General features: G+C 72.2%; 23 protein-coding genes. 8 read left to right on the forward strand and 15 right to left on the reverse strand.

Annotated elements, in window-relative coordinates; all coding sequences use genetic code 11:
* Positions 1 to 124: 124 nt before the first annotated feature.
* Together FCN18_RS08005 and FCN18_RS08010 are read left to right on the forward strand one after the other, a co-directional pair.
* Positions 125 to 1,045 carry an ABC transporter ATP-binding protein gene (locus tag FCN18_RS08005; RefSeq protein WP_137094190.1) on the forward strand — a complete coding sequence of 307 codons (921 nt, stop codon included), beginning with the start codon at positions 125 to 127 and terminating at the stop codon, positions 1,043 to 1,045.
* Entirely contained in the window at positions 1,038 to 1,811 is a 774-nt protein-coding gene (locus FCN18_RS08010; protein WP_113642133.1) for an ABC transporter permease, read from the forward strand. The genes FCN18_RS08005 and FCN18_RS08010 overlap by 8 nt, the downstream gene beginning before the upstream one ends.
* A 5-nt stretch (positions 1,812 to 1,816) precedes the next feature.
* Here the strand turns inward: FCN18_RS08010 and FCN18_RS08015 are convergent, their stop codons facing one another.
* Positions 1,817 to 2,773: a GlxA family transcriptional regulator gene (locus tag FCN18_RS08015; protein WP_137094192.1), complete on the reverse strand. Its 957-nt coding sequence runs from the start codon at positions 2,771 to 2,773 to the stop codon at positions 1,817 to 1,819.
* A gap of 151 nt (positions 2,774 to 2,924) precedes the next feature.
* Here FCN18_RS08015 and FCN18_RS08020 point away from each other — a divergent pair, with 151 nt between their 5' ends.
* Both FCN18_RS08020 and FCN18_RS08025 read left to right on the forward strand, forming a co-directional pair.
* Positions 2,925 to 3,386, forward strand: coding sequence for a DUF2269 family protein (locus tag FCN18_RS08020; RefSeq protein WP_113642131.1), 462 nt, complete (start codon positions 2,925 to 2,927; stop codon positions 3,384 to 3,386).
* On the forward strand, positions 3,383 to 3,688 hold the full coding sequence (locus FCN18_RS08025; RefSeq protein WP_228713753.1) for a DUF3817 domain-containing protein: 306 nt from the start codon (positions 3,383 to 3,385) through the stop codon (positions 3,686 to 3,688). The genes FCN18_RS08020 and FCN18_RS08025 overlap by 4 nt, the downstream gene beginning before the upstream one ends.
* On the opposite strand, the gene FCN18_RS08030 is transcribed toward FCN18_RS08025, so the two are convergent.
* The 3 genes from FCN18_RS08030 to FCN18_RS08040 all read right to left on the reverse strand — a co-directional run bounded on the left by FCN18_RS08030 (position 3,615) and on the right by FCN18_RS08040 (position 7,237).
* A complete protein-coding gene (locus FCN18_RS08030; RefSeq protein WP_137094195.1) occupies positions 3,615 to 4,829 on the reverse strand; it encodes a cytochrome P450 in 1,215 nt (404 codons plus the stop codon). The two genes, FCN18_RS08025 and FCN18_RS08030, sit on opposite strands and share 74 nt — an antisense overlap.
* On the reverse strand, positions 4,826 to 6,172 hold the full coding sequence (locus tag FCN18_RS08035) for an MFS transporter (protein WP_137094197.1): 1,347 nt from the start codon (positions 6,170 to 6,172) through the stop codon (positions 4,826 to 4,828). Before FCN18_RS08035 ends, FCN18_RS08030 begins: the two co-directional genes overlap by 4 nt.
* 105 nt (positions 6,173 to 6,277) lie before the next feature.
* Positions 6,278 to 7,237 (reverse strand): PaaX family transcriptional regulator, encoded by a 960-nt coding sequence (locus FCN18_RS08040; RefSeq protein WP_137094199.1) that lies wholly within the window; start codon positions 7,235 to 7,237, stop codon positions 6,278 to 6,280.
* A 150-nt stretch (positions 7,238 to 7,387) separates the two neighbouring features.
* Here FCN18_RS08040 and FCN18_RS08045 point away from each other — a divergent pair, with 150 nt between their 5' ends.
* Genes FCN18_RS08045 through FCN18_RS08055 form a run of 3 tightly spaced genes read left to right on the forward strand, consistent with a single transcriptional unit; the run spans position 7,388 to position 11,478 of the window.
* Positions 7,388 to 8,329: an alpha/beta hydrolase gene (locus tag FCN18_RS08045; protein ID WP_137094201.1), complete on the forward strand. Its 942-nt coding sequence runs from the start codon at positions 7,388 to 7,390 to the stop codon at positions 8,327 to 8,329.
* Between the two features lie 3 nt (positions 8,330 to 8,332).
* A complete protein-coding gene (locus FCN18_RS08050; RefSeq protein ID WP_228713755.1) occupies positions 8,333 to 9,715 on the forward strand; it encodes an alpha/beta hydrolase in 1,383 nt (460 codons plus the stop codon).
* Positions 9,712 to 11,478 carry a CocE/NonD family hydrolase gene (locus tag FCN18_RS08055; RefSeq protein WP_137094203.1) on the forward strand — a complete coding sequence of 589 codons (1,767 nt, stop codon included), beginning with the start codon at positions 9,712 to 9,714 and terminating at the stop codon, positions 11,476 to 11,478. The genes FCN18_RS08050 and FCN18_RS08055 overlap by 4 nt, the downstream gene beginning before the upstream one ends.
* A 77-nt stretch (positions 11,479 to 11,555) precedes the next feature.
* Here the strand turns inward: FCN18_RS08055 and FCN18_RS08060 are convergent, their stop codons facing one another.
* Genes FCN18_RS08060 through FCN18_RS08095 form a run of 8 tightly spaced genes read right to left on the reverse strand, consistent with a single transcriptional unit; the run spans position 11,556 to position 20,449 of the window.
* A complete protein-coding gene (locus FCN18_RS08060) occupies positions 11,556 to 13,046 on the reverse strand; it encodes an MFS transporter (RefSeq protein WP_228713756.1) in 1,491 nt (496 codons plus the stop codon).
* A complete protein-coding gene (locus FCN18_RS08065) occupies positions 13,039 to 14,289 on the reverse strand; it encodes a 2-hydroxyacyl-CoA dehydratase family protein (RefSeq protein ID WP_112269425.1) in 1,251 nt (416 codons plus the stop codon). Before FCN18_RS08065 ends, FCN18_RS08060 begins: the two co-directional genes overlap by 8 nt.
* Positions 14,286 to 15,374, reverse strand: a complete 1,089-nt coding sequence (locus tag FCN18_RS08070; RefSeq protein ID WP_137094206.1) for a 2-hydroxyacyl-CoA dehydratase subunit D — start codon at positions 15,372 to 15,374, stop codon at positions 14,286 to 14,288. Before FCN18_RS08070 ends, FCN18_RS08065 begins: the two co-directional genes overlap by 4 nt.
* Before the next feature lie 33 nt (positions 15,375 to 15,407).
* Positions 15,408 to 16,646: a CaiB/BaiF CoA transferase family protein gene (locus FCN18_RS08075; protein ID WP_112269429.1), complete on the reverse strand. Its 1,239-nt coding sequence runs from the start codon at positions 16,644 to 16,646 to the stop codon at positions 15,408 to 15,410.
* 6 nt (positions 16,647 to 16,652) lie between these two features.
* Positions 16,653 to 17,792: a CapA family protein gene (locus tag FCN18_RS08080; RefSeq protein ID WP_112269431.1), complete on the reverse strand. Its 1,140-nt coding sequence runs from the start codon at positions 17,790 to 17,792 to the stop codon at positions 16,653 to 16,655.
* Positions 17,789 to 18,595: an amino acid ABC transporter ATP-binding protein gene (locus FCN18_RS08085; protein ID WP_112269433.1), complete on the reverse strand. Its 807-nt coding sequence runs from the start codon at positions 18,593 to 18,595 to the stop codon at positions 17,789 to 17,791. Before FCN18_RS08085 ends, FCN18_RS08080 begins: the two co-directional genes overlap by 4 nt.
* Positions 18,592 to 19,506 carry an amino acid ABC transporter permease gene (locus FCN18_RS08090; RefSeq protein WP_113642123.1) on the reverse strand — a complete coding sequence of 305 codons (915 nt, stop codon included), beginning with the start codon at positions 19,504 to 19,506 and terminating at the stop codon, positions 18,592 to 18,594. Before FCN18_RS08090 ends, FCN18_RS08085 begins: the two co-directional genes overlap by 4 nt.
* 34 nt (positions 19,507 to 19,540) lie before the next feature.
* A complete protein-coding gene (locus FCN18_RS08095; protein WP_112269436.1) occupies positions 19,541 to 20,449 on the reverse strand; it encodes a transporter substrate-binding domain-containing protein in 909 nt (302 codons plus the stop codon).
* 252 nt (positions 20,450 to 20,701) lie between these two features.
* Here FCN18_RS08095 and FCN18_RS08100 point away from each other — a divergent pair, with 252 nt between their 5' ends.
* Positions 20,702 to 21,709: a PaaX family transcriptional regulator gene (locus FCN18_RS08100; protein WP_112269438.1), complete on the forward strand. Its 1,008-nt coding sequence runs from the start codon at positions 20,702 to 20,704 to the stop codon at positions 21,707 to 21,709.
* Here FCN18_RS08100 and FCN18_RS08105 read toward each other — a convergent pair.
* The 3 genes from FCN18_RS08105 to FCN18_RS08115 all read right to left on the reverse strand — a co-directional run bounded on the left by FCN18_RS08105 (position 21,706) and on the right by FCN18_RS08115 (position 23,741).
* Positions 21,706 to 22,110 carry an ATP-binding protein gene (locus FCN18_RS08105; RefSeq protein WP_228713758.1) on the reverse strand — a complete coding sequence of 135 codons (405 nt, stop codon included), beginning with the start codon at positions 22,108 to 22,110 and terminating at the stop codon, positions 21,706 to 21,708. The genes FCN18_RS08100 and FCN18_RS08105 overlap by 4 nt on opposite strands.
* Before the next feature lie 127 nt (positions 22,111 to 22,237).
* Complete coding sequence (locus FCN18_RS08110) at positions 22,238 to 22,630, reverse strand: STAS domain-containing protein (protein ID WP_112269441.1); 393 nt, start codon at positions 22,628 to 22,630, stop codon at positions 22,238 to 22,240.
* A 238-nt stretch (positions 22,631 to 22,868) separates the two neighbouring features.
* Positions 22,869 to 23,741, reverse strand: coding sequence for an alpha/beta fold hydrolase (locus FCN18_RS08115; protein WP_113642122.1), 873 nt, complete (start codon positions 23,739 to 23,741; stop codon positions 22,869 to 22,871).
* Between the last annotated feature and the right edge of the window lie 65 nt (positions 23,742 to 23,806).

The raw sequence follows: 23,806 nt of genomic DNA on the forward strand, positions 1-23,806 counted from the left end.
CTACGCAGCGCGCCCGGCGGTGACCCGTGCCGGAAGTCATGGTCGCCGATCATGACCTCTGGCACCTGCACTGGGCGGGCCGCCCTGCCTACCTTCTGCGGCACGACGGCAGAGCGGAGGAGACATGGCCGTGATCGAGATCGACGGCGTGCGAAAACGGTACGGCGCCACGGTGGCCGCCGACGACGTCAGCCTCACCGTGGAGCGCGGGGAGATCTTCGGGCTGCTGGGCCCGAACGGCGCGGGCAAGACCACACTGGTCGAGTGCGTCTCGGGGCTGCGCAAGCCCGACGCGGGCAGGATCCGGGTGTTCGGGCTCGACCCTCGGCGCGACCGGGCCCGGCTCCGGCAGGTGCTGGGCGTGCAGCTGCAGCAGGGGTACTTGCCGGAGGCACTGCGGGTCGGCGAGGCGGTGACCCTCTACCGATCCTTCTACCGCGACGGAGCCGACCCCCGGCGGCTCGTGGCCGACCTCGGGCTCGGGGAGCAGTGGGACAGCCCGTTCGGGAAGCTCTCCGGCGGGCAGGCGCAGCGGCTCTCGATCGCGCTCGCACTCGTGGGCAGGCCCAGGATCGCCGTGCTCGACGAGCTGAGCACCGGCCTCGATCCGCATGGCCGCAGGAACATCTGGGAGATCGTCGAGCGCATCCGCGACACGGGTGTGACGGTTGTGCTCGTCAGTCACCTCCTCGAGGAGGTGCACCGGTTGTGCGACCGGGTCGCCGTGCTCGATCGCGGCCGGGTCGTGGCCCTCGACACCCCGGACGCGCTCGTGGCCAGTGAGGGCGGAGGGCAGCGGATCCGGCTGCGGGTGAGCGAGCCGCTCGACCTGGCCGTGCTGGAGGCACTGCCCGGCGTCACCGGAGTGCGGGAGGACGACGGCGAGCTCGTGGTGAGCGGAACGCGCGAGGCGCTTCCCGTCGTCACCGCGGAGCTGGTCCGCAGGTCGGTGACGATCACCGCGCTGCGGCTGGAGGAAGCCACCCTCGACGACGCCTATCTCGCGATCACCGGCCGCGCGACCGAGGAGAACCCCCATGACTGAGCCGATCATCGCCGCGCGTCCCGGCCCCGCCGCGTGGGCGAGGCTGACGCTCACCGAGGCGAAACTCGTCGCCAGGGACACCGCGGGTCTCGTGGTGCCGTTCGGCCTGCCGATGCTGATCATGGTGATGAACGGGCTCGGAGCCGACCGCACGCCCGTTCCCGCGTTCGGCGGGCTGCCCGCGCTCGACGCCTACATCGTGCCGATGACGATCGCGATGGTGGTGGCGCTCATCGGCATCGTGAACATGCCGTCGTTCCTGGCGGCCTACCGCACCACCGGGGTGCTGCGCAGGCTCTCGGTGACGCCGGCGCATCCGGTGCTCGTGCTCGTCGCGCAGGCGGTGGTGAGCCTGGTGCAGACGGTGCTCGGGGTGGCGCTGGCGCTCGCGCTCGCGCGGTTGTCGTTCGACCTCACCGTCCCGCGCTCGCTCGCCGGCGCGATTGGCGTGTTCCTGCTGACGGTCGCCGCGATGTACGCCGTCGGCATGCTCGTCGCGGCGATCGCCCCGACGGTCAACGCCGCCGTCGCGATCGGACTGGCGCTGTTCTTCGGGTTCCTCGCGATGGGCGGAGGCTTCGGCGGCCGGGAGCACCTTCCCGGCTGGCTCGCCGACGCGGGCGCGTACCTGCCCTTCGGCGCGGCGCTCGACCTGCTGGGCGACTGCTGGGCCGGACTGACGCCCGAGCCGGGACAGCTCCTCGCGCTCGCGGTGACCACGGTGCTCTCCGGGGCCGCTGCCGCCTGGTTGTTCCGCTGGGACTGAGTGACTCAGGCCGGGGCGCCGGTCCGCTGGAAGGCGGCGCGGTAGGCGTTCGGGTTGGTGCCGACGATCCGTTTGAAGCGGTCGCGGAACGCGGTGGGGGAGCCGAAACCGACCTGCGTGGCGACGCGGTCGACGGGATGGGTGGTGGCCTCCAGCAGGTGCTGGGCCTGCCGGATGCGCGCCCGCAGCAGCCACTGCAGCGGGGTGGTGCCGATCTGCTCACGGAAGCGGCGGTTGAGTGTGCGGGTGCTCATCCCCGCCTCCGCGGCGATGTCGTCGAGCGTGAGGTGCCGCGCCGCGTTGTCCTCGAGCCAGGCCAGCAGCGGCTCGAGTGTCGCGCCGCGGGGCATCGGCGGCTGGTCGTGGACGATGAACTGCGCCTGCCCGCCCTCGCGTTCGAGCGGCATCACCGAGAGCCTGGCGGCGTCGGCGGCTACGGCGGAGCCGTAGTCCCGGCGGATCAGGTGCAGGCACAGGTCGAGTCCCGCCGCCGCTCCGGCCGACGTGAGGAACTGTCCATTGTCGACGTACAGCACGTCGGGGTCGACCGCGATCTCGGGGTACCACCGAGCGAGCGTGCTCGCGGCGGCCCAGTGCGTGGTGGCCCGGTGCCCGTCGAGCAGGCCCGTGGCGGCGAGGATGAACGCGCCCGTGCAGATCGAGGCGATCCGCGTGCCGAGGGCGGCGGAACGCCGCAACGCGTCCAGCACCGGTTCCGGCACCGGGCGCGCCGGGTCGGCGCAGCCGGGCAGGATGATCGTGTCCGCATCGGTGAGCGCGTCGAGTCCCCACGGCGCCCGCAGGGCGAACGTGCCCGCGTCGACCTCCGGCGTGACGCCGCAGACCCGCACCCGGTACGCCTGCCGACCGTCGGGCAGCCGGGTGCGGGTGAACACCTCGATCGGCGTGGACAGGTCGAAGGGAACCACCGTGTCCAGCGCGAGGACAGCCACCGTGTGCATGGCGAAACGGTAACCGACCGCCTGATTCCGGCCAAGGCTGTGACCGGCTGGGATGAGCGCCACGGCGCAGGTTGGGTGTTGGCGAGAATCCGTTGGAACGTGGCCATCGAGCCGCTTCTCGTGATCAACCGGCGCCGTTACGGTCGGCCGCGTGACCAAGTTCCTCCTCGCGGTCCACGTGCTGGCCGCGATCATCGCGATCGGCCCGGTGACGGTGGCCGCGAGCATGTTCCCCGCCGTCGCGCGGCGCGCGGCGTCCGGCAGTCCCCGTGAGCTGACGGTGCTGCGCACGCTGCACCGCATCTGCCGCGTCTACGCCATGGTCGGGATCGTCGTCCCGGTGTTCGGTCTCGCCACGGCGAGCAGTCTCGGGGTGCTGGGCGACGCGTGGCTGATCGTGTCCATGGCGCTCACGGCGTGCGCGGCGGCGGTGCTCGTGCTGTTGGTGCTGCCCCGCCAGGAAGGGTTGCTCGGCGGGCTCTCGAAGGAACCCGCCGAGCACGATGCCCGGACGCCCGCGCGGCTCGCGATGTACACCGGCATGTTCAACCTGCTGTGGGCCGCGGTGACGGTGCTGATGATCGTGCGACCCGGTTCCACGACGGGAGCGTGACGGTGGGTTCCCGGCGGATGCTGCGCATCGCCGCGGCCGTGGAGGCGGGCTCGCTCGCCGTGTTGCTGCTCAACCTCCTCACCGCGCACTGGGAACCGGTGTCCTCCGTGACCGGCCCCGTGCACGGCTGCGCCTACCTGTTCGTGGTCGTCCTCGCGTTCCGGGGCGACCGGCGGGCCGCCACGCGCATCGCGTCGCTGGTGCCCGGAATCGGCGGCCTGCTCGTGCTCAGGACGGTGGGGCCGCGGGCTCGAAGGCCAGCGGAACCGACCTCGTGCCCCATTCCGCCCAGCGAGCCATGAGGATCTCGCCCGCCACGTGGAAGTCCGTGGTGCGCGTCAGCAACTCCTCCAGGGTGACCCGCAGCATCATCCGCGCCAGCGGGGCGCCAGGGCAGGCGTGGATTCCCGCCCCGAACGGGATCGCCTCGCGGAGGTTGGGCCGGTCGAGCACGAAGTTCTCGCCGTCCTCGAACACGCTCTCGTCGCGGTTCGCGGAGGTATAGACCAGTGCGATCGGCTCGTCCTTGCGGATGAGCCGCCCTCCGATCACCACGTCGCGCCTCGCCGTGCGGGACATGCCGCGGTACGGCGTGTAGAGCCGCAGGTACTCGTCGACGGCGCCGGGGATCCGCTCCGGGGCGCTCCGCAGGAGGCGTTGCAGGTCCTTGTGCTCTGCGAGGTGCGCGAGCATCGTGCCGATGAAGACGCTCGGCGCGACCATGCCGGTGACGAGCAGCTGGCGGACGCAGCCGAGCACCATGTCGTCCGGCAGTGGCTCGCCGCCGGGGCGGGCCGCGAGCAGCGCCGTGGTGAGGTCGTCGCCGGGGTCGAGCGCGGCGTCGCGCCGGTGGTCGATCACCTCGGCGGCGATGTCGTAGAGCAGCCTGCTGCTGCGCTTCACCTCCTCGTCGTCGACCACCTGGATGGCCCGCACGTACTCCGCGCTGATCTGCTCGATCCGTTCGGCCAGGTGCAGTGGCAGGTGGAAGAAGTCGGCGAAGACGTGTGCGGGGAAGACGCGGGCGTAATCGGCCGAGATGTCGGACTCACCCCGGGCGACGAGCTCGCCGAGCAGGCGCCCGGCGTGGCCGCGCACGGCGGGTTCCAGCGCGGTCATCCTGCCCCTGGTGAAGAACCGGTTGATGACGCGGCGGTAGTCGGTGTGTTCGGGCGGGTCGAGGTGCAGGGGCGGACGGCGCCCGGTGAAGGCGAACTTCGGTACCACGTTCTGCACGCTGGTGGTGAACGTGTCGCTGTCGGAGAGAACGGCGGTGACGTCGGCGTGCCGGAACAGGGCCCAGAAGCCGCCGTAGGTCTGGCTGCGGGCCACCGGGCAGCGCCCGCGCAGTTCGCGGTAGGTCTCGTGCGCGCTCGTGAAGGTCTCCTCGGCGAGCGGGTCGAAGTCGTGCTCGTCCGGCTGGGCCGGCCTCGGTGCGGTCATGCGCTCACTTCCGTGGTCGTCTGGTGTGGTTCCGGCGCGGGGGCGGTGGTGCGGCGCAGCAGGCGCCTGCCGACCGCGCACGCGGTGACGGCGGCGGCGACCAGGAGGGTCACGTACGCGGCCACCACCCACGAGGCTCCGCCCGCGGCCTCGACGAGGAGTCCGGCGACGAGCGGGGTGGTGCCGCCGAGGATCGCGTCGCTCGTCTTGAAGCTGAAGCCGGCGCCGGTGACGCGGTCGGCGGGCGGGAAGAGCAATACGTAGATCGGCACCGACGAGATGACCATGCCGTTGACCGCGATCTGGCCGAGCGCGAGCGCGCTGATCACCACGGCGCTGCTGCCGCTGTCGAGCGCGGCGAAGAGCACCCACGCCACCACGGCGAGCGCGACGGCGCTGCACTGGTACAGGCGCGCGAGGCCGATGCGGTCGATGCGGGACAGCAGCACGAGGGCGGCGGCGACGGCGATGACCTGTGCCGTGGTCATGAAGCCGAGCATCGTGGAGCGGTCGAGCCCGGCGTGGTTCACCGCGTAGGACAGCGTGTAGGTGTTGAGCAGGTAGATGCCGGTGACCGCGGCGCCGGCGAGGAAGAACACGAGCGCCATGGGCCTGCCGTTGTGGGTCAGCACGCGCCACAGGTCGTGTTTCGGTCGGATGCGGGTGGCGACCTCGGTGCGGAACACCGGCGACTCGTCCACGCCGAGGCGGATCCACAGGCCCACGGCCACGAGCACGGCGCTCACCAGGAACGGGACGCGCCAGCCCCACGAGAGGAACGCCGCTTCCGACAGGCCTGCCGAGAGCGGCAGCACTGTGAGCACACCGAGGATCGAGCCGATCGGGCCGCCGATGCCCACCATGCCGCCCCAGAAACCACGCCGGTGAGCGGGTGCGTGCTCGACGGCGAGAGTCGCGGCGCCGCCCCACTCGCCTCCGACGGCGAGCCCCTGTGCGAGGCGCAGCACGGTCAGCAGGACCGGTGCCGCGACGCCGATCGTCGCGTAGGTCGGCAGCAGGCCGATGCCGATCGTCGCGAACCCCATCAGCACGAGCGCGGAGACCACGACGGTGCGCCGGCCGAACCGGTCGCCGACGCGCCCGAAAAGCAAGCCTCCCAACGGTTTAGCGAGGAAGCCGACGGCGAACGTGGTGAACGCGGCGAGCGTGCCCGCGGTGGGGCTGAGCGAGGGGAAGAACAGCTCGTTGATCACGAGCGCCGACATCGTGCCGTAGATGCCGAACTCGTAGTTGGCCAGGCAGGCGCCCATCGGGCCGGCGAGCAGGGCTCGCACGCCGGGGGAACGCCGTGCGGGGTGAGCGGGCGAGGCGGGAGTGGACACGACTGCCTCCACTTTGAGACATCGGGTGACCGGTTGTGCGGGCCGGACGGATGAGCGAAAGGCTACACACTCGTGTCCGTAAGGACAAGAACGAGTTGCCTATTGCTAGTCGAGGTCTCTGCCGATCGGGCCGGCCCAGCTCGAAGCCCCCTCGGCGGGCCAGTCGGCCTGGTCGGCGGGCTCCCCTCGCGCGATGTCGTCGCTGGTGCGGTAGGCGGCGAGGTCGGCGAGCGCGGGGGCGTGCGGCGCGAGCAACTGCCGAAAGCGCTGCTCGGCGATCGGGCCCAGCGTGTCGTAGATGTCGATGAAGCACTGCCGGGCCTCGCGCCGGGGCCAGTCGTCCGGCAGCAGCTCGCCGGGCAGGTCCGGGTCGAGGTCGGGAAACGCGCGCCACTCGGTCATGAGCAGCGTGCGCCCGATGAGTGCCTCGGCAGGGCCCACGGCGCCCGCGGCGACGCGGGCGCGTAGTCCGGAATGCCGGTCGAGGAAGGTCAGGTATGACGTGCGGAGGCTATCCAGGTTCCACGCGCGCAGCGGGTGTCCGGGCTCCGGCGTGGTGGGGGCCAGCTCGGCGCGGGAGACGGTCGCGGCCTCGACCGCCAGCTCGGTGAGCACGTCGAGCGCCGCCGCGCCGGTGTCCCATGGGCAGACCCAGACGCCGTCGTAGAGCGGCGCGAACCCGAGCCAGCGCAGGCGGCTGCGCAGCGTGCGGCGATTCTCGCGCTGGTCCTCGGGGATCGAGAACATCGCGAACGTCCACCTGCCGTCCCACTCGCGCTTCTCCGCGCCGAACTCCAGCAGGCGCCTCAGGTGGTTGACGATCAGCTCGTGGGTACGGGCGGGCACGCCGTAGGCGGTGGTGCGACCCGACCTCGACGCCACGATGAGCCCGCGGGCCGCCGCCCGCCGGATGGCGGCGCGCGCGGCGGTCTCGGTGAGCCCGAACTCGCACAGCAGCCCGGCAAGCGCCGAGGACGGCAGGTGCTCTGGGCGCCAGAACCAGTAGTCGCCGAGCAACGTGCCCAGCAGTCGCTGCGAATGCTGTGGCCCGGCGTCCGCGCTCATGCGCCGAGTCTAGGCTGGCCGCCCCCTGCGGCCCGATAGGCAACACGATCATTGACGGTCGACACGCAAGTAGTTCATCCTGTTGCGGGCGCTCGACGACGGAGCTCCATCCGGGCTCGGCGCGGCGCCAGGAGAGAGAGGCATTGTGCCGTGAAGCTGTCGCTCCGCTTTCCGCTCGTCACCGCATTCGCCACGGTTCTCGTGGTCACCGCCGCGAGTGCGCTGTCCTCGCCGCCGGAGCCGCGGTCGCCGTCGGCCGCGCCGAGGGTTGCGGCGATCGACACGTTCCACGCCGTCGTGCGGGAGCCCGCTCGGCACGCGCGCGACCTCGCCGCCGAGTACACCGTGTACCGGCCCGCCGATCTCCGTGCCGTGCGGGGGAAGCTGCCGGTCGTCGTGTTCGGCAACGGTGCGTGCAGGCACACCAGCAACCACGTGCTCATCGGAACCCACGTGCTGCTGGCCGCGCACGGGTTCCTGGTGGTGTCGGTCGGCGGCTTCGGCAACCCCACCTACGACGAGAAGGGCACGCCCGTGCCCGAGGTGCTGCTGGACGGCATCACCTGGGCCGAACGGGAGAACCGGCGCGCGGACAGCGCGCTGCGGCATCGCATCGACACGAAGCGCGTCGCGGTCGCGGGCAACTCGTGCGGTGGGCTGGAGGCCCTCGTCGCGGGCGCCGATCCCCGCGTGACGTCCGTGCTCTCGCTCAACAGTGGCTTTTTCGCCGACGGCCGCTACGGCTACGGCAGGGCGGAGCTGGCGAAGCTGCACGCCCCGGTGCTGTTCCTCGACGGCGGGCCAACCGACCAGGCGCACGAGAACACCATCGCCAACTACGACCTGGTGACGGTGCCCGCGGTGCGGGCGAGCAACCCGTCGGCGGGCCACAGTGGATTCTGGTACGGCGTGCGGGACGGCGACACCGACGCGACCATCCGCGAGGAGGCCGTCACCACACTCGTGCAGTGGCTCGACTTCACGCTCAACGGCGACCGGGCCGCGCGCGCCTACTTCCTCGGTGACGCCTGCGGGCTGTGCGGCGTGCCGGGGTGGTCGGTGTCGGCGAAGAGCTTCCGGGCGGGGGAGTAGCCCATGCGCGCAACGGTGCTCCGCCGCCTGGCGGCCGTGTTCGCCCTCCTGCTCGCCGCGGCGGGTCTGCCCTCGGTCGCGGCCGCCGAACCCGCTCACATGTGCCTCTCGGGCACATCCGTGCGGCACCAGTGCGCCGAGGGCGCCCTCGCCGACGGCACGCCCTACCGGTTCGTGCGGCCCGCCCAGTGGAACGGCATCGTGCTGGTGGACCTCGACTTCGCGAGCAGGGCGCCCGACGACGCCCTCGCGCGGCGCCTCGTCGAACTGGGCTACGCGGTCGGCGGCACCAGCCGCACCGTCACCGGCTGGGACATCGCCGCCGCGATCGACAACCAGGCCGCCGCGCTGGACCGGTTCGAGGCGGCGTTCGGCGACGCGCGCTGGGCGATCGCCTCGGGACGGTCCATGGGCGGCATGGTGTCGGCCGGTGTCGCCCAGGTGCACCCGGACCGCTTCGCCGCCGCGGTGCCGTTCTGCGGTGGTCTCGGCGGAGCCGTCGGGCAGTGGAACCAGAAGCTCGACACCGTGTTCACGCTCAAGACACTCCTGTTCAGTGACACCTCGCTCCCGGTGACCGGCATCGCCGCCGACGTCGCCGGTGCGCAGCGGGCGTGGCTCGCGGCGGTGGGAGCCGCGCAGCGAACACCCGGGGGCAGGGCCCGCATCGCGCTCGCGGCCGCCATCGGCCAGCTGCCCGCGTGGGGCCTCACCGCCGAGGGCGAGCCGACGCCGCAACCGGACGCGCGCGACCCGGAGGCCCTCCAGGAGGGCATGTACCTCGCGCTGTCCGGTGGCGCGTTGCCGTACCTGGGCCAGGCGATGAGCAGCAGGCGCGCCATCGAGCAGCTCACGGGCGGCAACCCGTCCTGGAACACCGGGGTGGACTACGCCCGCCAGCTCGCGCTCGCCGAGCCTGCGCACCGGCGCGCCGTCCGCGAGCTCTACGCGCGCGCCGGACTGGACCTGGCCGCCGACCTGCGCGTGCTCGCCGGCGCTCCCCGGATCCGGCCCGACCGCCATGCGGTGTCCACTTTGGAGCAAGGCATCGTCTTCGACGGCGACCTGCGGATCCCGGTGCTGACCGTCAACCCGGTCGGCGACCAGATCTCGACGGTGGCGCAGCAACAGTCCTACGGCGCCGTGGTGCGTGAGGAGGGCAACGCCGCGCTGCTGCGGCAGACCTATCTGGGCACGGCCGGGCACTGCACGTTCACCACGGCCGAGCAGGAGGCCGCGATCGTCGCCATGACCCACCGGCTGCGCACGGGCCACTGGGGCCCGACGAACGCCGAGGCGATGAACCGGCTCGCCGGGTCGGACCGCTATCTCGGGTACCGGCCTCCGGTCTTCAACCGTCCCTACTACGGCGAGGAGAACAGGTGAGAGCGTTCTGGCAAGCCACGCTCGCGACGTTGTTGCTGGTCGGCACGGCGGCGCCGGCCGCCGTGGCGGAGCCGGAGCCGCGGGTGTCGCGGCCCGGTGAGTACTCGGGCTACGCGGAGGTGCTCTACGACGAATGGGTGCGCACGTCGCAATACGTGCCGATGCGCGACGGCACGCGGCTGGCCGTCGACCTCCACCGGCCCGCCGTCGACGGACGTGCGGTGGACACACCGCACCCGGTGGTGTGGGAGCACCAGCTGAGCCGTGCCTCGCGGGCCGAGGACGGCTCGGTGAGCCTGCGCGGGGTGACCAGCGGCATGGCGGAGCTGACCCGGTACGGCTACGTCGTGGCGTACGTCGACCGCCGGGGCAACGGCGCGTCCTTCGGCACGATGACCGGCTACCACTCTCGCACCGAGGCGGCCGACGCATACGACGTGATGGAGTGGCTGGCGACGCAGCCCTGGAGCGACGGGCAGCTCGGCGTGTTCGGCTGCTCCAACACCGGAGAGGCCGCGATGCACGCCGCGACGGCCGGATCTCCGCACCTGAAGGCCGTCTTCGCGGGCAACTACTCCTTCCACAAGTACGACGGCTTCGAGCGCGGCGGCATCCGCGCCAACTGGGGCGTCGGTCCGAACCGGACACTCGAGGAGGACCTGCGCAACCTCCCGGTCGACGCCGACCCGGACGGCGAGCTGCTGTACCAGGCCGCGTTGCAGCACCGGGACAACACCGTGCTGCGTGACATGTGGCGGCAGGCCCCGTTCCGCGACAGCTACGTGGACTCGGTCGGCGCGCGGCCGTGGCTCGACTACAGCGTCGCCACCCACGCACAGGAGATCGAACGCTCCGGCGTGCCGATCTACAGCTACGACGGCTGGGACGACGACTTCCGCAAGGAGATCCTCGTGAGCGCGGCGTCGCTGTCGAACCCGCACAAGGTGCTCATCGGTCCGTGGCCGCACTGTGGCCACGACGGGTTCGACCTGGTGGCGGAGCGGCACCGGTTCTTCGACTACTGGCTCAAGGGCATCGACAACGGGATCATGGCGGAGCCGCCGGTGCACTACTACACCGTTTCCGGTGAGTCGGGCCGGTGGCGCTCCGCGGAGTCGTGGCCGCCGAAGCAGCGCGCGGTGCGGTACTACCTCGCGGACGGTCCGACCGGCACGGTCGGGTCGGTGAACGACGGCGGCCTCACCACGCGGCCTCCCCGAGGCGGCACCGACGAATACCGCGTCGACTACTCGGTGAGCTGTCCGGAGCCGGTCGGGCTGAACCAGACCTGCCCGCAGGACGAGAAGGGCCTCACCTACACGAGCGCACCGCTGGCGGGCGACATCGAGCTGACCGGCCACCCGGTGGTGTCGTTGCGGCTTTCGTCGACCGCGGCGGACGGCAACGTGTTCGCCTATCTCGAGTCCGTCGCCCCTGACGGCAGCGTGCGCATCCTCACCGACGGCAGGCTCCGGCTGTCCCTGCGGGAGACCGCGAAGGCGCCCTACGACGTGCTGGGCACGCCGTGGCACCGCGCGTTCGAGCGCGACGCCGAGCCGATGCGGCCGGGCAGGGCGGAACGGGTGTCCTTCGACCTGCTGCCGGTGTCCACGGTGGTCCCGGCGGGACACCGCCTGCGGGTGACCGTCACCGGCGCCGACGTGCGCGAGAGCAACCGCCGGGAACAGAGCCCCGCGCCCGTCTACACCGTGCACCGGCGGCCGGGCGCATTCTCGTCGATCACCCTCCCGATCGCGCGCTGACAACCGTCCCCCAAGGCCACCTTTGTCGCGTTCAACGCAACAAAGGTGGCCTTGGGGGCTGACTTACGTGACCCCTCTCAGCGCGTGCCGAGCGGGGTCTCCCTGAGAAGGAGTACCGCGGCGAGGGCCGCCACCGCGATAGGGATCGCGAGCAGGAACACCGAGCCGAGGCCGCTCGTGTACGAGAGGCGGACCGCCTCGGCTAGGGCGGGCGGCAGCTCGGCGATCCGCTCGGGGGTGCCGAGCAGGCTCCGCACCTCGTCGCCGGCGAGCCCGGAGCCCGCTCGCGCGGAGGGCAGGTCGGTGTGCAGCCGGGTGGTGATCACAGCGCCGAACGCGGCGACACCGACCGCGCCGCCGAGGGTGCGGGTGAACGTCGCGGCCGAGCTGGCCACGCCGAGGTCGCCCGGTCCCACCGCGTTCTGCGCGATCAGCACGAGCACCTGCTGCGTCATGCCGGTGCCGGCGCCCAGCACCGCCATGCCGGCCGCGAGCCACCACGGCGCGGTGTCGGGCGCGAGCGGGGCCAGCATGACCATCCCAGTGGTGAGCAGCGCGCAGCCCGCGACGGGGAAAGCCTTCCACCGGCCGGTCCTGGCGATGAGATAGCCGGACAGGGTCGAGGCGACGATCATCGTGCCGACCTGCGGCAGCATCAGCAGGCCGGCGGTCGTGGCGTCGTGCCCCCGCACCACCTGCAGGTACTGCGGCAGGTAGATGATTCCGCCGAACATCACCGCGCCGAGCAGGAAGCCGGTGGCGCAGGCCACCGTGAAGGTGCGGGTGCGAAAGAGCCTCGGCGGCAGGATCGGGTCGGGCGCGCGCCGCTCGTGCAGCACCGCGAGCACGGTGAGCACCACGATGCCGAGTCCGAACGCGACGGTCGGCCACGACGGCCACGGCCACGCGCGCCCGCCCGCGGACAGCAGCACGACGAGCCCGGTGGCCGCCGCGGCGAACAGCGCGCCGCCGAGCACGTCCACCGTCCCGCGGTGCTCCGCGGGCCTGCGGTGCGGGGCGAGGCGGACCAGCAGGGCGGCGAGCAGGGCCACGGGCACCACGCCGAGGAAGCACCAGCGCCAGCCGAGCCCGGGCAGGCCGACCAGCAGCCCGCCGATCAGTGGACCCGCCACCGACGCGACGCCGAACGACACCCCGAACCACCCGGTGTAGCGGCCCCGTTCCCGCGCGGGAACCAGGCCGGCGATCAGGGTGTTGGTGAGCGCGAGCATCCCGCCCGCCGCCGCGCCCTGGACCGCGCGGCCCGCGATGAGCGTGCCCATGTCCGGGGCGCAGCCCGCGAGCACCGACCCGGCCACGAACACGCCGAGCGCGGCCAACAGCAGGGGCCTCGGGCCGTTCCGGTCGGCCGCCTTGCCCCACAACGGGGTCGAGACCGTCATCGTGAGCAACGCCGCGCTCGCCACCCACGGCACCTGGTCCTGGCCGCCGAGCTCGCCCGCGATGGTCGGCAGCGCGATCCCGACGATGGTGTTGGTGAGCGAACCGACGAACAACGCCACGAGCGCGCCGGACAGCACCGCCGGCATCGAGGGCGGTTCAGCCACGCGCGAGCACCCGGTGGTCGAGCCACTCACCGACCGTGTGCGTGATCGACGCCGCGTCGGCGCCCCTGGCGTCCACGTTGTCCGCGCGCAGCTCCAGCACCGGGATCCCGGCCGCTTCGAGCGCACGCGTGGTGAAGTACCCGCCGCGCGCGTCCTCGGACACGAGATGCACGACGCCGTCGACGCCGTGGTGGCGCGCCTCCTTCACGTACCACTCCGCCGACCACGGCGGCGTGTACAGCTGGTCGGAGAACGCGGCGAACCGCGCGGCGAGCGCGCGCAGCGGATCGTCGCCGTACCGCAGGTAGCCGTCCGCGGCGATCGCGAGGTACATCGACCACACGAACACGGCACCGTGGGACTCCTGGAACCGCCGGTAGAAGTCGAGGTCGAACCACAGACCCCGGCCGATCCACATGAGCCGGGCCCGCTCTTCGGGGCACACGGCGGCGCCGGTCCGGACGCGCTCCGCGACCTCGTCGTGGAACGCCTTCGCCGCGTCGCGCGCCCAGGTGGTGCCGCGATGCCACTGCGGGATCATCACGCTCGGAATGCTGTCCGTGACCGCCAGCGGGCACGGCCGCGCCCGAGCGATGAGGTCACGCGTTCGCCGGTTCCACTCCTGCTGCTCGTTGACCAGCGCCATGACCTCGCGAAAACGCGTCTCGGAGAACACCAGGCCCGTGGTCTGCTCCAGGAACCGGATCAGCCCTTCCAGCTCGCCGGTCAGCAGGTCGAGCCGGTCGCCGCCGACGGCCTCCTCCCAGCGTCTCGGCATCAGCTCCCACCACCGCACCGGGACGTCGTTCTCCGCCGCGCTCTCGAGCGGGTAGAACGTGATCCCCGGCTGCTCGCCCCAGACGTCGAAGATCTTGCGCGAGGCGTCGCCGGTGGTCTCCGCGAGCACGATCGACGGCCGGGGGAGCCCACCCCACGGCGCCGAGGCGGGGTCCTGGTCGAACAGCGACCCTAGGGAGACGGAGCTGTACTGCTCGACGTAGTCCGGGTAACCGCGCTCGCGCAGGTGCTCCAGATAGTCCTGGGTCCGCCGTTTCGCGGTGACGATCGAGGCCCACCACTGGTTCACGACATAGGGGATCCCCATCGCGCGGAAGATCTCCTGCGGCGCGTCGGCGTTCACGAGCGCGAGCGGAGCACCCTCGGCGGCGCTCGCCCGCAGATCGGCGAACCAGCCGCGCTGGTAGGCGGTGGCCGCTGTCGCCGAGGCCAGCCGCGCGCTCATCGGACGGCCCCCACTGGTCCGCGCAGGCCGGCGACCGCCGCGAGCGCCTCCTCGGTCAACCCGCCGTAGGGCTGGCGGACCAGCTGCACCGACGGCAGCCCGCACAAGGCCCGCTGCGCGGGGAAGTCCCACGGCGGCGCGTCGTCGTGCACGCGAGCGTAGGAGATCAGCGCCTCAGCCCCTCGGGTGCGGGCGGCCTCAGCGGTGTGCTCGGCACGCTGCCGGATCGACGCGCGCGGCGCCGAGGGCCCGTTGTGCTGGTACCGCTCGGCGAGCGCGAGCATCGTCGGCGCCTCCACGTCGCGGCGGGAGAGCAGGTCACCCCAGTCGTGGTCCTCGCCGACGATCACGAGCCCCGCCTCCTCCAGCGCCGCGTACACGCCGGGCTCGTCGTGGCCGCTGCCGGTGAGGAAAACGCGCAGACCGTCCACCTCGGACAGTTTCCCGGCGAGCAGTTGCTCGACCAGCGCGCACGCGTCCCGCACGAGCAGCCGCGTCGTGGCGGCCACCACGGACAACGCGTCTGTCCCGGTGAGCGGTGCGGGCCTGCGCCCGCGGAGGGCGCCGATCCGGCGGAGCAGCCCGCGCAGCCGGTTGTGCTCCTCGATCGCCTCGGCGAGGTCGTCGCCGGTGATCGGCCGGCCGGCCCATGTCTCCAGCGTCGCCCGCAGCTCGGTCAGCTTCGCGTGCACGTAGCGGGTGGTGGTGCGGTGCGGCAGATGCAGCACGTCCACGAGCTGCACGGGCGGCAGCGGCGCCGCCGGGTCGATCCGCTGCAGTTCCCTGACCGCGTAGAACAGTCGCGACGACGCCTCGCAGTCGCGGCCGACCACCAGGCCGTCGAGGCAGCCGTAGGCGCCGTCGAGCAGGCGGGTGAGCACCGAGCGCGCGACCGGGTCGAGCCCCGTGCCGAGGTAGCGGTCACCCACCGTGCTCGGCTCGCCCGGCGAGCCGGTCAGCCGCACCGGGTGCGCCCCGGCGGCCGTCAGCAGCTCGACGGGCACGTCGGCGCCGACGTAGCCGATCACGGGGCGGCTCCCGTCGGGTCCGGTGGGCGTGGCGAGCCGCGCGAGGGCAGCGGACATGGTGCTCCTTTCCAGAAGGTGTGCGCGGCGGTGTCAGATCACGGCGTCGGCGGCGAGGTCGGCGAGCTCGTCCTCGGTGTAGCCCAGCCGTTGGCGGTACACGGCGTCGTTGTGTTCGCCGAGGGCGGGAGCGGGCCGGTCGAAGCCCGCCCTCGCCGAGGAGAAGCGGATGGGCACTCCGGTCGCCGCGAGGTCGGCGACGTCGCCGTAGCGCGGGTGCGTCACCGGGACGACCTCCTCGCGCTTGCGCACGAGCGGGTCGCGCACGGCGTCCCTCGGCTCCCGGACCTCCGCCGCCGGCACACCCTCGGCGGTGAACGCGTCGATCACCTCGGTGAGGGGGCGCGCCCGGCACCATTGCCGGATGAGCTCGTGCAGTTCGTCGGCGTGGCGCACCCGCTGGTCCCGGTTGCGGAAGCGAGAGTCGCCGATCAGGTCGGGCCTGCCGATCGCGCGCAGGACGCCGTGGGCGAACCCGTCGGTCGGCGCGCAGAGCGCAAGGTGCCCGTCGGCGGCCGGCAGGATCCCGAACGGCGCGAGCCTCGGCACCATCGAGCCGGTGCGCTGCGGCAGGCCGACCGCGTCGAACGCGTCGAACGGCTCGCACGCCACGAGCGAGGTCAGCGCCCCCAGCATCGAGACGTCGACGTGCTGGCCCTCGCCGGTGTGCTCGGCCTGTAGCAGCGCGGAGACGGTGCCGATGACCGCGAACAGCGGCGCGAGCATGTCGCCGACGGGAAGCCCGAAGCGGACCGGTCCCTCGTCGGGCTCGCCCGCGGTCAGCATCACGCCGGAGAGGGCCTGGATGATCGAGTCCATCGCCTTGCCCGAACCCGGTCCGCCCTGCGCGCCGAAGCCGCTGATCGAGGTGTAGACGATCTTGGGGTTGAGCTCGCGCACGGACGCGTAGTCGATGCCGAGCCGCTGGGTGACGCCGGGGCTGTAGTTCTCCACCACCACGTCGGCGTCGCGCACGAGATCGGCGAAGACGGCGAGCGCGCGCGGGTTTTTGAGATTGAGCGTGACGCTCTGCTTGTTGCGGCCGCGCACGAGCATCGAGACGGACATGTCGTCGGCGTCCTCGCGGGCGAGGGAGAGACCGTCGCGGCCGACGTAGGGCGCGTTGTTACGCGCCGAGTCTCCGCCGGTGGCCGGGTTCTCGACCTTGATCACGGTGGCGCCGAGGCCGGCGAGCAGCAGGGTCGCGTAGGGGCCGGCGAGGGCGGTGGTGAGGTCGATGACGGTGCGCCCGGCCAGTGGCTGGTCGGTCATGGTGTCCTACCTTTCGGTGCTCTCGGGCTCGATGACGACGCGGTCGCCGCGGTGGGAGAACCGGCCGTTCAGCCCCGCCGCGCGGGTGATCTGCTCGATGTAGGCGGTGACGCGCTCTCCGTCGGGGGTGCCGGCGCAGGGCACCGGGCGCCCCCGGTCGTCGATCCAGCACGGCACGAAACCGGCCTCGGTGAGGCCGTTCGCGTCGAACCGGCACCACGCGATCGCGGTGTTGCGGCTCTCGGGGTGGAACGGGTAGTACGGCATGTCCGGGTCGGGGGCGAAGCCGTACAGTTCCCGGCGGCGCTTCGCCCACGCCTCGAGCTCGGCGCTGGAGGCGCTGCCCACCCCGGGGGTGAGCGCGTGGGTGACCGTGACGAAGTTGCCGAGCCCGTGGAAGATCGGCTTGCCGCGGTGGGTCTCGATGCCGCGCATGATGTGCGCGTGGTGGGAGAACACCGCGTCGGCCCCCGCGTCGATCGCCGCGCGGGCGACCGGCCGCTCGTACATCGCGACCGCTGCGGGCGTGTGCCCGACGCCCTTGTGCAGCGACACGAGCACGATGTCGGCCTGCGCCCGGAGTGCCCGGACGTCGGACTCCATCGCCTCCAGGCTGTCCGGGTCGGCGAAGGTGTAGATCTTCGGCGGACCGCCGGGGCTGGCGTGGTCGAGCTCGTAATGCGTGAGCACGTGCACGTAGGCGCAGCCGGGTTTGCGGGACGTCGCCCACGACTCGCGCGGGCCGACGCAGTTGTAGGACAGCACTCCCACGCGCAGCCCGCCGCGCTCGACGACAGCGGGGGTGCGTGCCTCGGCGAGGTTCGCGCCCGCGCCGGTGGGCACGAGCCCGGCGGCGCGGGCGTGGGCGACGGTGTCGGCGATGCCGACGTCGCCCGCGTCGTGGATGTGGTTGCCCGCGAGGGTGACGACGTCGAAGCCCGCGTCGGCCAGCGCGGGCAGCGCGGCCGGGTCGGCGGGCGGCGCCGGGACGTCGGTGCTCTGCGAGACGGTGGTGGTCGAGTGCGGAACCTCGACGTGCCCGATCGTCACGTCCGCGGCCCGCAGCAGTGCGGCGGCGGGCTCCAGGAACGATGCCGGGCCGGGCTCGTCGAGAATGAGGTCGCCGACGGAGGCGATCGTGATCACGAGACACTCTCCACAGTGGACGTCGTAGGCCGCGCGTTGTGGTGCCGGGCGAGGAAGGACCGCAGGCGCGCGCTTCGGGGAGCGGTGAACAGCTCCGAGGGCGGTCCGGACTCCACCACGCGGCCCGCCTCCATGAACACACAGCGGTCGGCGACCTCGCTGGCGAAGGCCATCTCGTGGGTGACCACGACCATCGTCATGCCGTCGGCGGCGAGGCCGCGCATGACGCGGAGGACGTCCTCGACCAGTTCGGGGTCGAGCGCGCTGGTGGGCTCGTCGAACAGCGTGATCCTCGGTTTGGTCGCCACCGCGCGGGCGATCGCGACCCGCTGCTGCTGCCCGCCAGAGAGCTGACGCGGGTAGTGGTGGGCGCGGTCGGCCAGGCCCACCCGCTCCAGCAGCTCCATCGCCTCGGATTCCGCCTCGCTCCGCGCCCGGCGGTGGACGCGCACGGGCGCTTCGGTGATGTTGCGCAGCACCGTGAAGTGGGGGATGAGGTTGAACTGCTGGAACACCATGCTCATCCGGCTGCGCTGGGCGGCGACCCGGCGCTCGCCCAGCGCCCGCAGGCCACCCCGGTGCCGCTCGTGGCCGAGGAGCTCGCCGTCGAGATAGATCGCGCCCGCGTCGATGGCCTCGAGCTGGTGCACGCAGCGGATCAGCGTCGACTTGCCGGAGCCCGAGGGCCCGATCACCACGACGACCTCCCCTTCCCGCACGTCGAGGCTCACGTCGTCGAGTGCGGCGTGGTCCCCGAACGTCTTGCGCACGCCCTGCACCCGCAGGGCCGGTTGACCGGTCATGCTGCTGCTCCGTCCGATGTGGATACCGTGGGGCGACGCGCGCTCGTGGCCGCCGTGTGGCCGCGGGAGAAGTGCCGTTCCAGCCAGCGCTGGCCGATGGTGAGCACGGTGACCACCACCAGGTACCAGAGGCACGCGACGATGAGCAGCGGCACGATCTGGTAGGTCCGGTTGTAGATGACCTGGACCGAGTGCAGCAGGTCCGCCATCGCGATCACCGACACGAGCGCGGTTCCCTTGAGCACGCTGATGAACTGGCTGCCGCTCGGCGGGATGATCACGCGCATCGCCTGCGGGAGAACGACCCTGGCGAACGTCTGGGCCGGGGTGAGGCCCATGGCCTTCGCGGCGTCGCGCTGACCGGAATCGACGCCGAGCAGCCCCGCCCTGATGATCTCGGCCATGTACGCGGACTCGACGAGCGACAGTCCGATGACGGCCGCGGTGAGCGGCGTGATCACGGTGTTGGCGTCCCATGACGCGAACTCCGGTCCGAACGGGATGCCGATCGAGATGCGGGGCAGCAGGTAGGCGAGGTTGAACCAGAAGATCAGCTGCACCAGCGGTGGAATGCCCCGGAACACTCCGACGTAGACGGTGGCCGCCCAGCGCAGCGGCGCGAAGTCGCTCAGCTGCGCTGCCGCGAGCAGCCCGCCGACCACCGAGCCGATGGCCATGGCCACCACCGCGAGCAGCACGGTGGTGGCCAGCCCCGACAGCACGGTCGGCTCGAACAGGTACCGCGCGACGACGTCCCACTCGAAGCGGTCGTTGTTCACGAGGAACCAGGCGAGCTGCGCGGCGACGGCGGCGAGCGCGAGGCCGGCCGCCCAGCGCCACGGCCGCGCGCGCCGCCGGGCGGTGGCGACGTCGTCGAACGCCTCGGAGGGAGGCGCGGACAGGGTTGTCATGATGGGGGTCGCTCCTGCTTCGTGACGGTCGGGCTCAGCGCTGTGCGCTGGCGACGTTGAGCAGCGGCTTCTCGACCATGACCTCGGTCAGGCCCCACTGCTCCATGATCCGGCGGTACTCACCGGAGTCGAACAGCTCCTGGAACGCCTCGTGCAGCACCGGCCCGAGCCCGCTGTCCTTCGGAACGAACAGCGCGAGGTTGTCGGCCGTGGCGCCCTGCGCCTCGGTCTGCGTGACGTAGGTGTAGGTGTCCTGCTGCGCCCTGGTGACGTCGATCGCGGCGGCCTGCGTCATGCCGGCCGCGTCGGCGCGGCCCGACCGCGCCGCGAGCATGGTCGCGTTGGTGTCGTCGAGCCCGATCGTCTGCGCGGGCTGCCTGCCGCTGTCCGCGCAGAACTCCGACAGCTTGGCCAGCTGCTCTTCCACCACGCTCGCCTTGACCACCGCGACTCGCTTGCCGCACAGGTCTTCGGCGTCGTCGATGCCCGCGTTCGAGTCGGTCGGCACGACGTACGACGTTCTCGTGGTCATCCAGGTGATCGTGTCGAACTGCCGCTCGCGTTCGGCGGTGGCCTTGACGGGGCCGTTGAAGGCGTCGTACCGGCCGCTCAGCATGCCCTGCAGCGCCGCGGGGAGGTTGTTGACGATGCTCGTTTCCGGGCGCACGCCGAGCACCTCGCCCAATGCGTCCTGGAAGTCCTTGTCGATGCCCGTGATCGAGCCGTCGGCACCCACGGTGCGGTAGGGCGGGTGCGAGTCGCCGGCGAACCGCAGCACGCCGGAGTCCTTGACGGACTGGGGGAGCGCGTCGTGCAACGCGGGCACCGAGGACTGGGCCTGCTCGGGGCCGTCGTCCTGGGCGGCGGCGCCACAGCCCGCGGTGGTGAGCGCGGCGGCGATGGCTATCCCGAGTAGGCGGTGACGGCGGGTGAGGTGGCGCATGGCGGTCTTCTCCCTGCGTTGGGCCTAGAGCCAGGCGTGGATCCGGTGGGACGCCCCCGGGCCGAGGAGAGTGCCGGGAGCGTGGTTGTCGTTGATGGCGACGAGCGTCGCACGAGCTGTCGCCTATTTCAAGTCTCGTGCGACACTTGATGTGGATCTGCCATGCGACAACACGAAGGCCGACCGGAGCCGTAGTCTTGGACAGACCGTGATCGGCGAATGACGCAGCAGGAATGTCGAGGGATGTCAGGAATGACCACGGACCCGTCGAGGGCCGAGCTGCCCCGCCCGCAGAACGGCGCGGAACCGCAGCTGCTGCTGACGTCGCTGCTGGGCGACTTCTGGTACTGGCGCGACGAGCACATTCCGGCGACCGCGCTGGTGAGGCTGCTCGCCGACTTCGACGTGACATCGGACGGCGCACGGGCAGCCATGCGCAGGCTGGCGGCGCGTGGGCTGCTCGCGGTGTCGCGCAGCGGCCGGACCACGGCCTACGGCATCCCCGCCCGCACCTCCGAGGTGATCATCGAGCGGACCCACCGGATGCTGACCTTCGGCGCCTCGGCGCCGGACTGGGACGGCCGGTGGACCGTGGTGGCCTTCTCCGTGCCGGAGCAGGATCGAGGCGTGCGGACCACCCTGCGGTCGCGGCTGCGGGTGCTGCACTTCGCCGCTCTCTACGACGGCGTGTGGGTGTCGCCGCACGACCGGACGCGGGAGGTGCTGGAGATGCTCGATGAGCTGGGGGTGCGGACGGCGACCGTGCTGCGCTCGGAGGAGGTGCCCGGGGTTCCGGAGCAGGGCAGTCCGCGCTCGGCTTTCGACCTGGCACCGCTGGCCAAGGAGTACCGCGCGTTCGCCGAGCGGTACGAGCCGCTGCTGGAGAGCCTCGACGCCGGGCTGATCGGCCCCGCACAGGCGCTGCGGGCACGCACCGAGCTGCGCGTCGACTGGCGGCAGTTCCCGGAGACCGACCCTGACCTGCCTGCGGAGCTGTTGCCCGAGGGCTGGGACCGGCCAAGGGCCCAGCGGGTCTTCGTGCAGATCTACGACCGGCTCGGCCCGCTCGCCGAGATCCGGTTCCGGCAGATCCTCGGGTCCGTGGCCCCCGAGCTCGTCGACTTCGCGTCCCACCACGACTCGGCGACGGTGGCCAGGCTGTTCGCCTCACTCGGCGATCGCAGGGCGCACGGCGACACGCCGTTCGAGCAGGCGGCGCAGGCGAGGCGGCTCGCCGAGGCCGCGCGCAGGCGGGGCTAGTGCCCCCCGCCCGCGCCGTCGACCTGCCACGTGAGCGTCACCGTGGTGCCCGCATCGGCGCAGCGGATCTCGGCGCGGTCGCTCAGCGCGTGGATCAGCGGCAGGCCCCTGCCGTGGCGGATGCCGGGCTCGGCCGGGGGTGTCCGCCAGCGGCCGCGATCACTGACGATGACCGCGACGCCGTCGGCCTGGCGGCTCGCGTGCAGCTCCAGCACACCGATGGTGCCGGCGGGATAGGCGTGGGTGACCACATTGGCCATCGCCTCGTACGCCGCGATCGCGATCGCGTCCCGCGTCTGTTCCGGCAGGCCGAGGCCGCGGGACCACTCGGCCAGCTCACCGCGTAGCTCGGTCGCGTGCCGGGCGTGCGCGGCGCACCGGAGGTGCAGCCTGGCAGGCACGTCCGTGGCGTATCGAGCCGGACACATAGCGATACCTCTTGTCAGCTCCCTGCGCCGGATCTCTCCGGCCTTCCCCGATGGGACTACCCGCAGGGGAGTGACCAATTCACCCGCTGTGTGTGTGTTTCTAGCGGCCCGCGGCGAGCGCCTCGTCGAGGCTCGGGTGAATGGGCAGCTGCTCGTCGAGCCCCACGACCTGCAGCGACCGGGCCGTGGCGCGGCCGGTGGCGACGACCCGCACGGTGGTGTTCTCGCCGGCGGCCTGCTGCGCGGACACGAGTGCGGCCATGCCGGCGGAGGCCAGGAACGTGACCCCGGTGAGGTCGATGACCAGCACCGGCGGCGTACCGCGCAGCGCCGTGGTGACCATCTCGTCCAGCTTCGGGGTGGTGAGCATGTCGAGTTCGCCGGTCACCACGAGCGCGACCGCGTCCCCGTGCTGCTCGGCCTGCACGGTGACACCGCCCGCGTTGCCGGACGGCGGGTGCGGACTGCTCGGGTTCGGATCGGGTGCTGGCATGGGGTCCATCCTTCCCCAGCCGTCGCGGGAACGAAACAGCACCCGCAGCGCGGCGTTACGAGCCCCACTGCAGTGAAGGCCACCATCACTGCGTGGAATCAGACACAGCGGCGCGCAGCGCCTCCGTTTGGGTGGTGGTGGGAGACGGGTGGGCGCAGCGATGGTGGCCTTCACTGCGGTCCCGCGGCGCTCTCCGGGCCGCCTACCCGGGTGACTGTTGCCACCGCGTGCCGTGGGCTCAGCGAGTCAGCAGCTCGCGCAGCGCCTTGATCACCTCCGCGGGGCCCTGCTCGGCCATGAAATGCCCCGACGTGACCGTGCGGTGGTCGAGGTCGTCCGCCCACGCCCGCCACACCGCCGCCGCGTCGTAGCCGAGCGCCGCGCCCCAGTCCTGCTGCAGCACGGTGACGGGCATCCGCAGGCGGTTGCCCGCCTCGCGGTCGGCCGTGTCGTGCTCGACGTCGATGGTCGCCGAGGCCCGGTAGTCGGCCACGATCGAGGGAACCGCGGCGCCGGAGGCCCGCAGGTAGGCGGCGCGCACGTCGGCGGGTAGCGCGTCGCCAGGCCCGGACCACGCGTCGAGGAAGTGGCCGAAGAACGCGTCCGGCGCGGCGCCGATCAGCGTCTCGGGCAGTCCGGGCGGCTGGGCCATGAGGTAGAGGTGGAACGCGACGGCCGCGTTCGCGCCGTGCAGGACGTCCCACATGTCCGGCGTGGGCAGCACGTCCAGCGACGCGAGGTGCGTGATCGTGTCCGGGTGGTCCAGCCCGGCGCGGATGGCGACCAGCGCGCCGCGGTCGTGCCCCGCGAGTGCGAACCGGTCGTGACCGAAGGCGCGGGCCAGCGCGACGACGTCGGCGGCCATGGTGCGCTTGGAGTAGGTCCGTGGGTCGGCGCCTTCGGGCTTGTCGCTGTCGCCGTAGCCGCGCAGGTCCGGGCAGAGCACGGTGTGGTCGGCCGCGAGGTCCGCGGCCACGTGCCGCCACATCAGGTGCGTCTGGGGAAAGCCGTGGAGGAGCACGACGGGGCTGCCCGAGCCCGCGACCGCGACGTTGAGCGCGACGCCGTCTGCGACGGGAACTCGCTGGTAGTCGAATCCGGTGAGTTGCATGCCCCCAGCATCGGCCGCGCCGATCAGCAACGGATCAGCGAACGCCGAGCGCTTAGAATCGGGCC

It is taken from the genome of Prauserella endophytica (assembly GCF_005146945.1).
Classification (GTDB): domain Bacteria; phylum Actinomycetota; class Actinomycetes; order Mycobacteriales; family Pseudonocardiaceae; genus Prauserella_A; species Prauserella_A endophytica.

Coding starts and splice junctions, on each gene's coding strand:
- FCN18_RS08005 (WP_137094190.1), top strand. CDS start 125: ATGGCCGTGATCGAGATCGACGGCGTGCGAAAACGGTACGGCGCCACG.
- FCN18_RS08010 (WP_113642133.1), top strand. CDS start 1,038: ATGACTGAGCCGATCATCGCCGCGCGTCCCGGCCCCGCCGCGTGGGCG.
- FCN18_RS08015 (WP_137094192.1), bottom strand. CDS start 2,773: ATGCACACGGTGGCTGTCCTCGCGCTGGACACGGTGGTTCCCTTCGAC.
- FCN18_RS08030 (WP_137094195.1), bottom strand. CDS start 4,829: ATGACCGCACCGAGGCCGGCCCAGCCGGACGAGCACGACTTCGACCCG.
- FCN18_RS08040 (WP_137094199.1), bottom strand. CDS start 7,237: ATGAGCGCGGACGCCGGGCCACAGCATTCGCAGCGACTGCTGGGCACG.
- FCN18_RS08050 (WP_228713755.1), top strand. CDS start 8,333: ATGCGCGCAACGGTGCTCCGCCGCCTGGCGGCCGTGTTCGCCCTCCTG.
- FCN18_RS08065 (WP_112269425.1), bottom strand. CDS start 14,289: ATGAGCGCGCGGCTGGCCTCGGCGACAGCGGCCACCGCCTACCAGCGC.
- FCN18_RS08070 (WP_137094206.1), bottom strand. CDS start 15,374: ATGTCCGCTGCCCTCGCGCGGCTCGCCACGCCCACCGGACCCGACGGG.
- FCN18_RS08075 (WP_112269429.1), bottom strand. CDS start 16,646: ATGACCGACCAGCCACTGGCCGGGCGCACCGTCATCGACCTCACCACC.
- FCN18_RS08085 (WP_112269433.1), bottom strand. CDS start 18,595: ATGACCGGTCAACCGGCCCTGCGGGTGCAGGGCGTGCGCAAGACGTTC.
- FCN18_RS08090 (WP_113642123.1), bottom strand. CDS start 19,506: ATGACAACCCTGTCCGCGCCTCCCTCCGAGGCGTTCGACGACGTCGCC.
- FCN18_RS08095 (WP_112269436.1), bottom strand. CDS start 20,449: ATGCGCCACCTCACCCGCCGTCACCGCCTACTCGGGATAGCCATCGCC.
- FCN18_RS08100 (WP_112269438.1), top strand. CDS start 20,702: ATGACCACGGACCCGTCGAGGGCCGAGCTGCCCCGCCCGCAGAACGGC.
- FCN18_RS08110 (WP_112269441.1), bottom strand. CDS start 22,630: ATGCCAGCACCCGATCCGAACCCGAGCAGTCCGCACCCGCCGTCCGGC.
- FCN18_RS08115 (WP_113642122.1), bottom strand. CDS start 23,741: ATGCAACTCACCGGATTCGACTACCAGCGAGTTCCCGTCGCAGACGGC.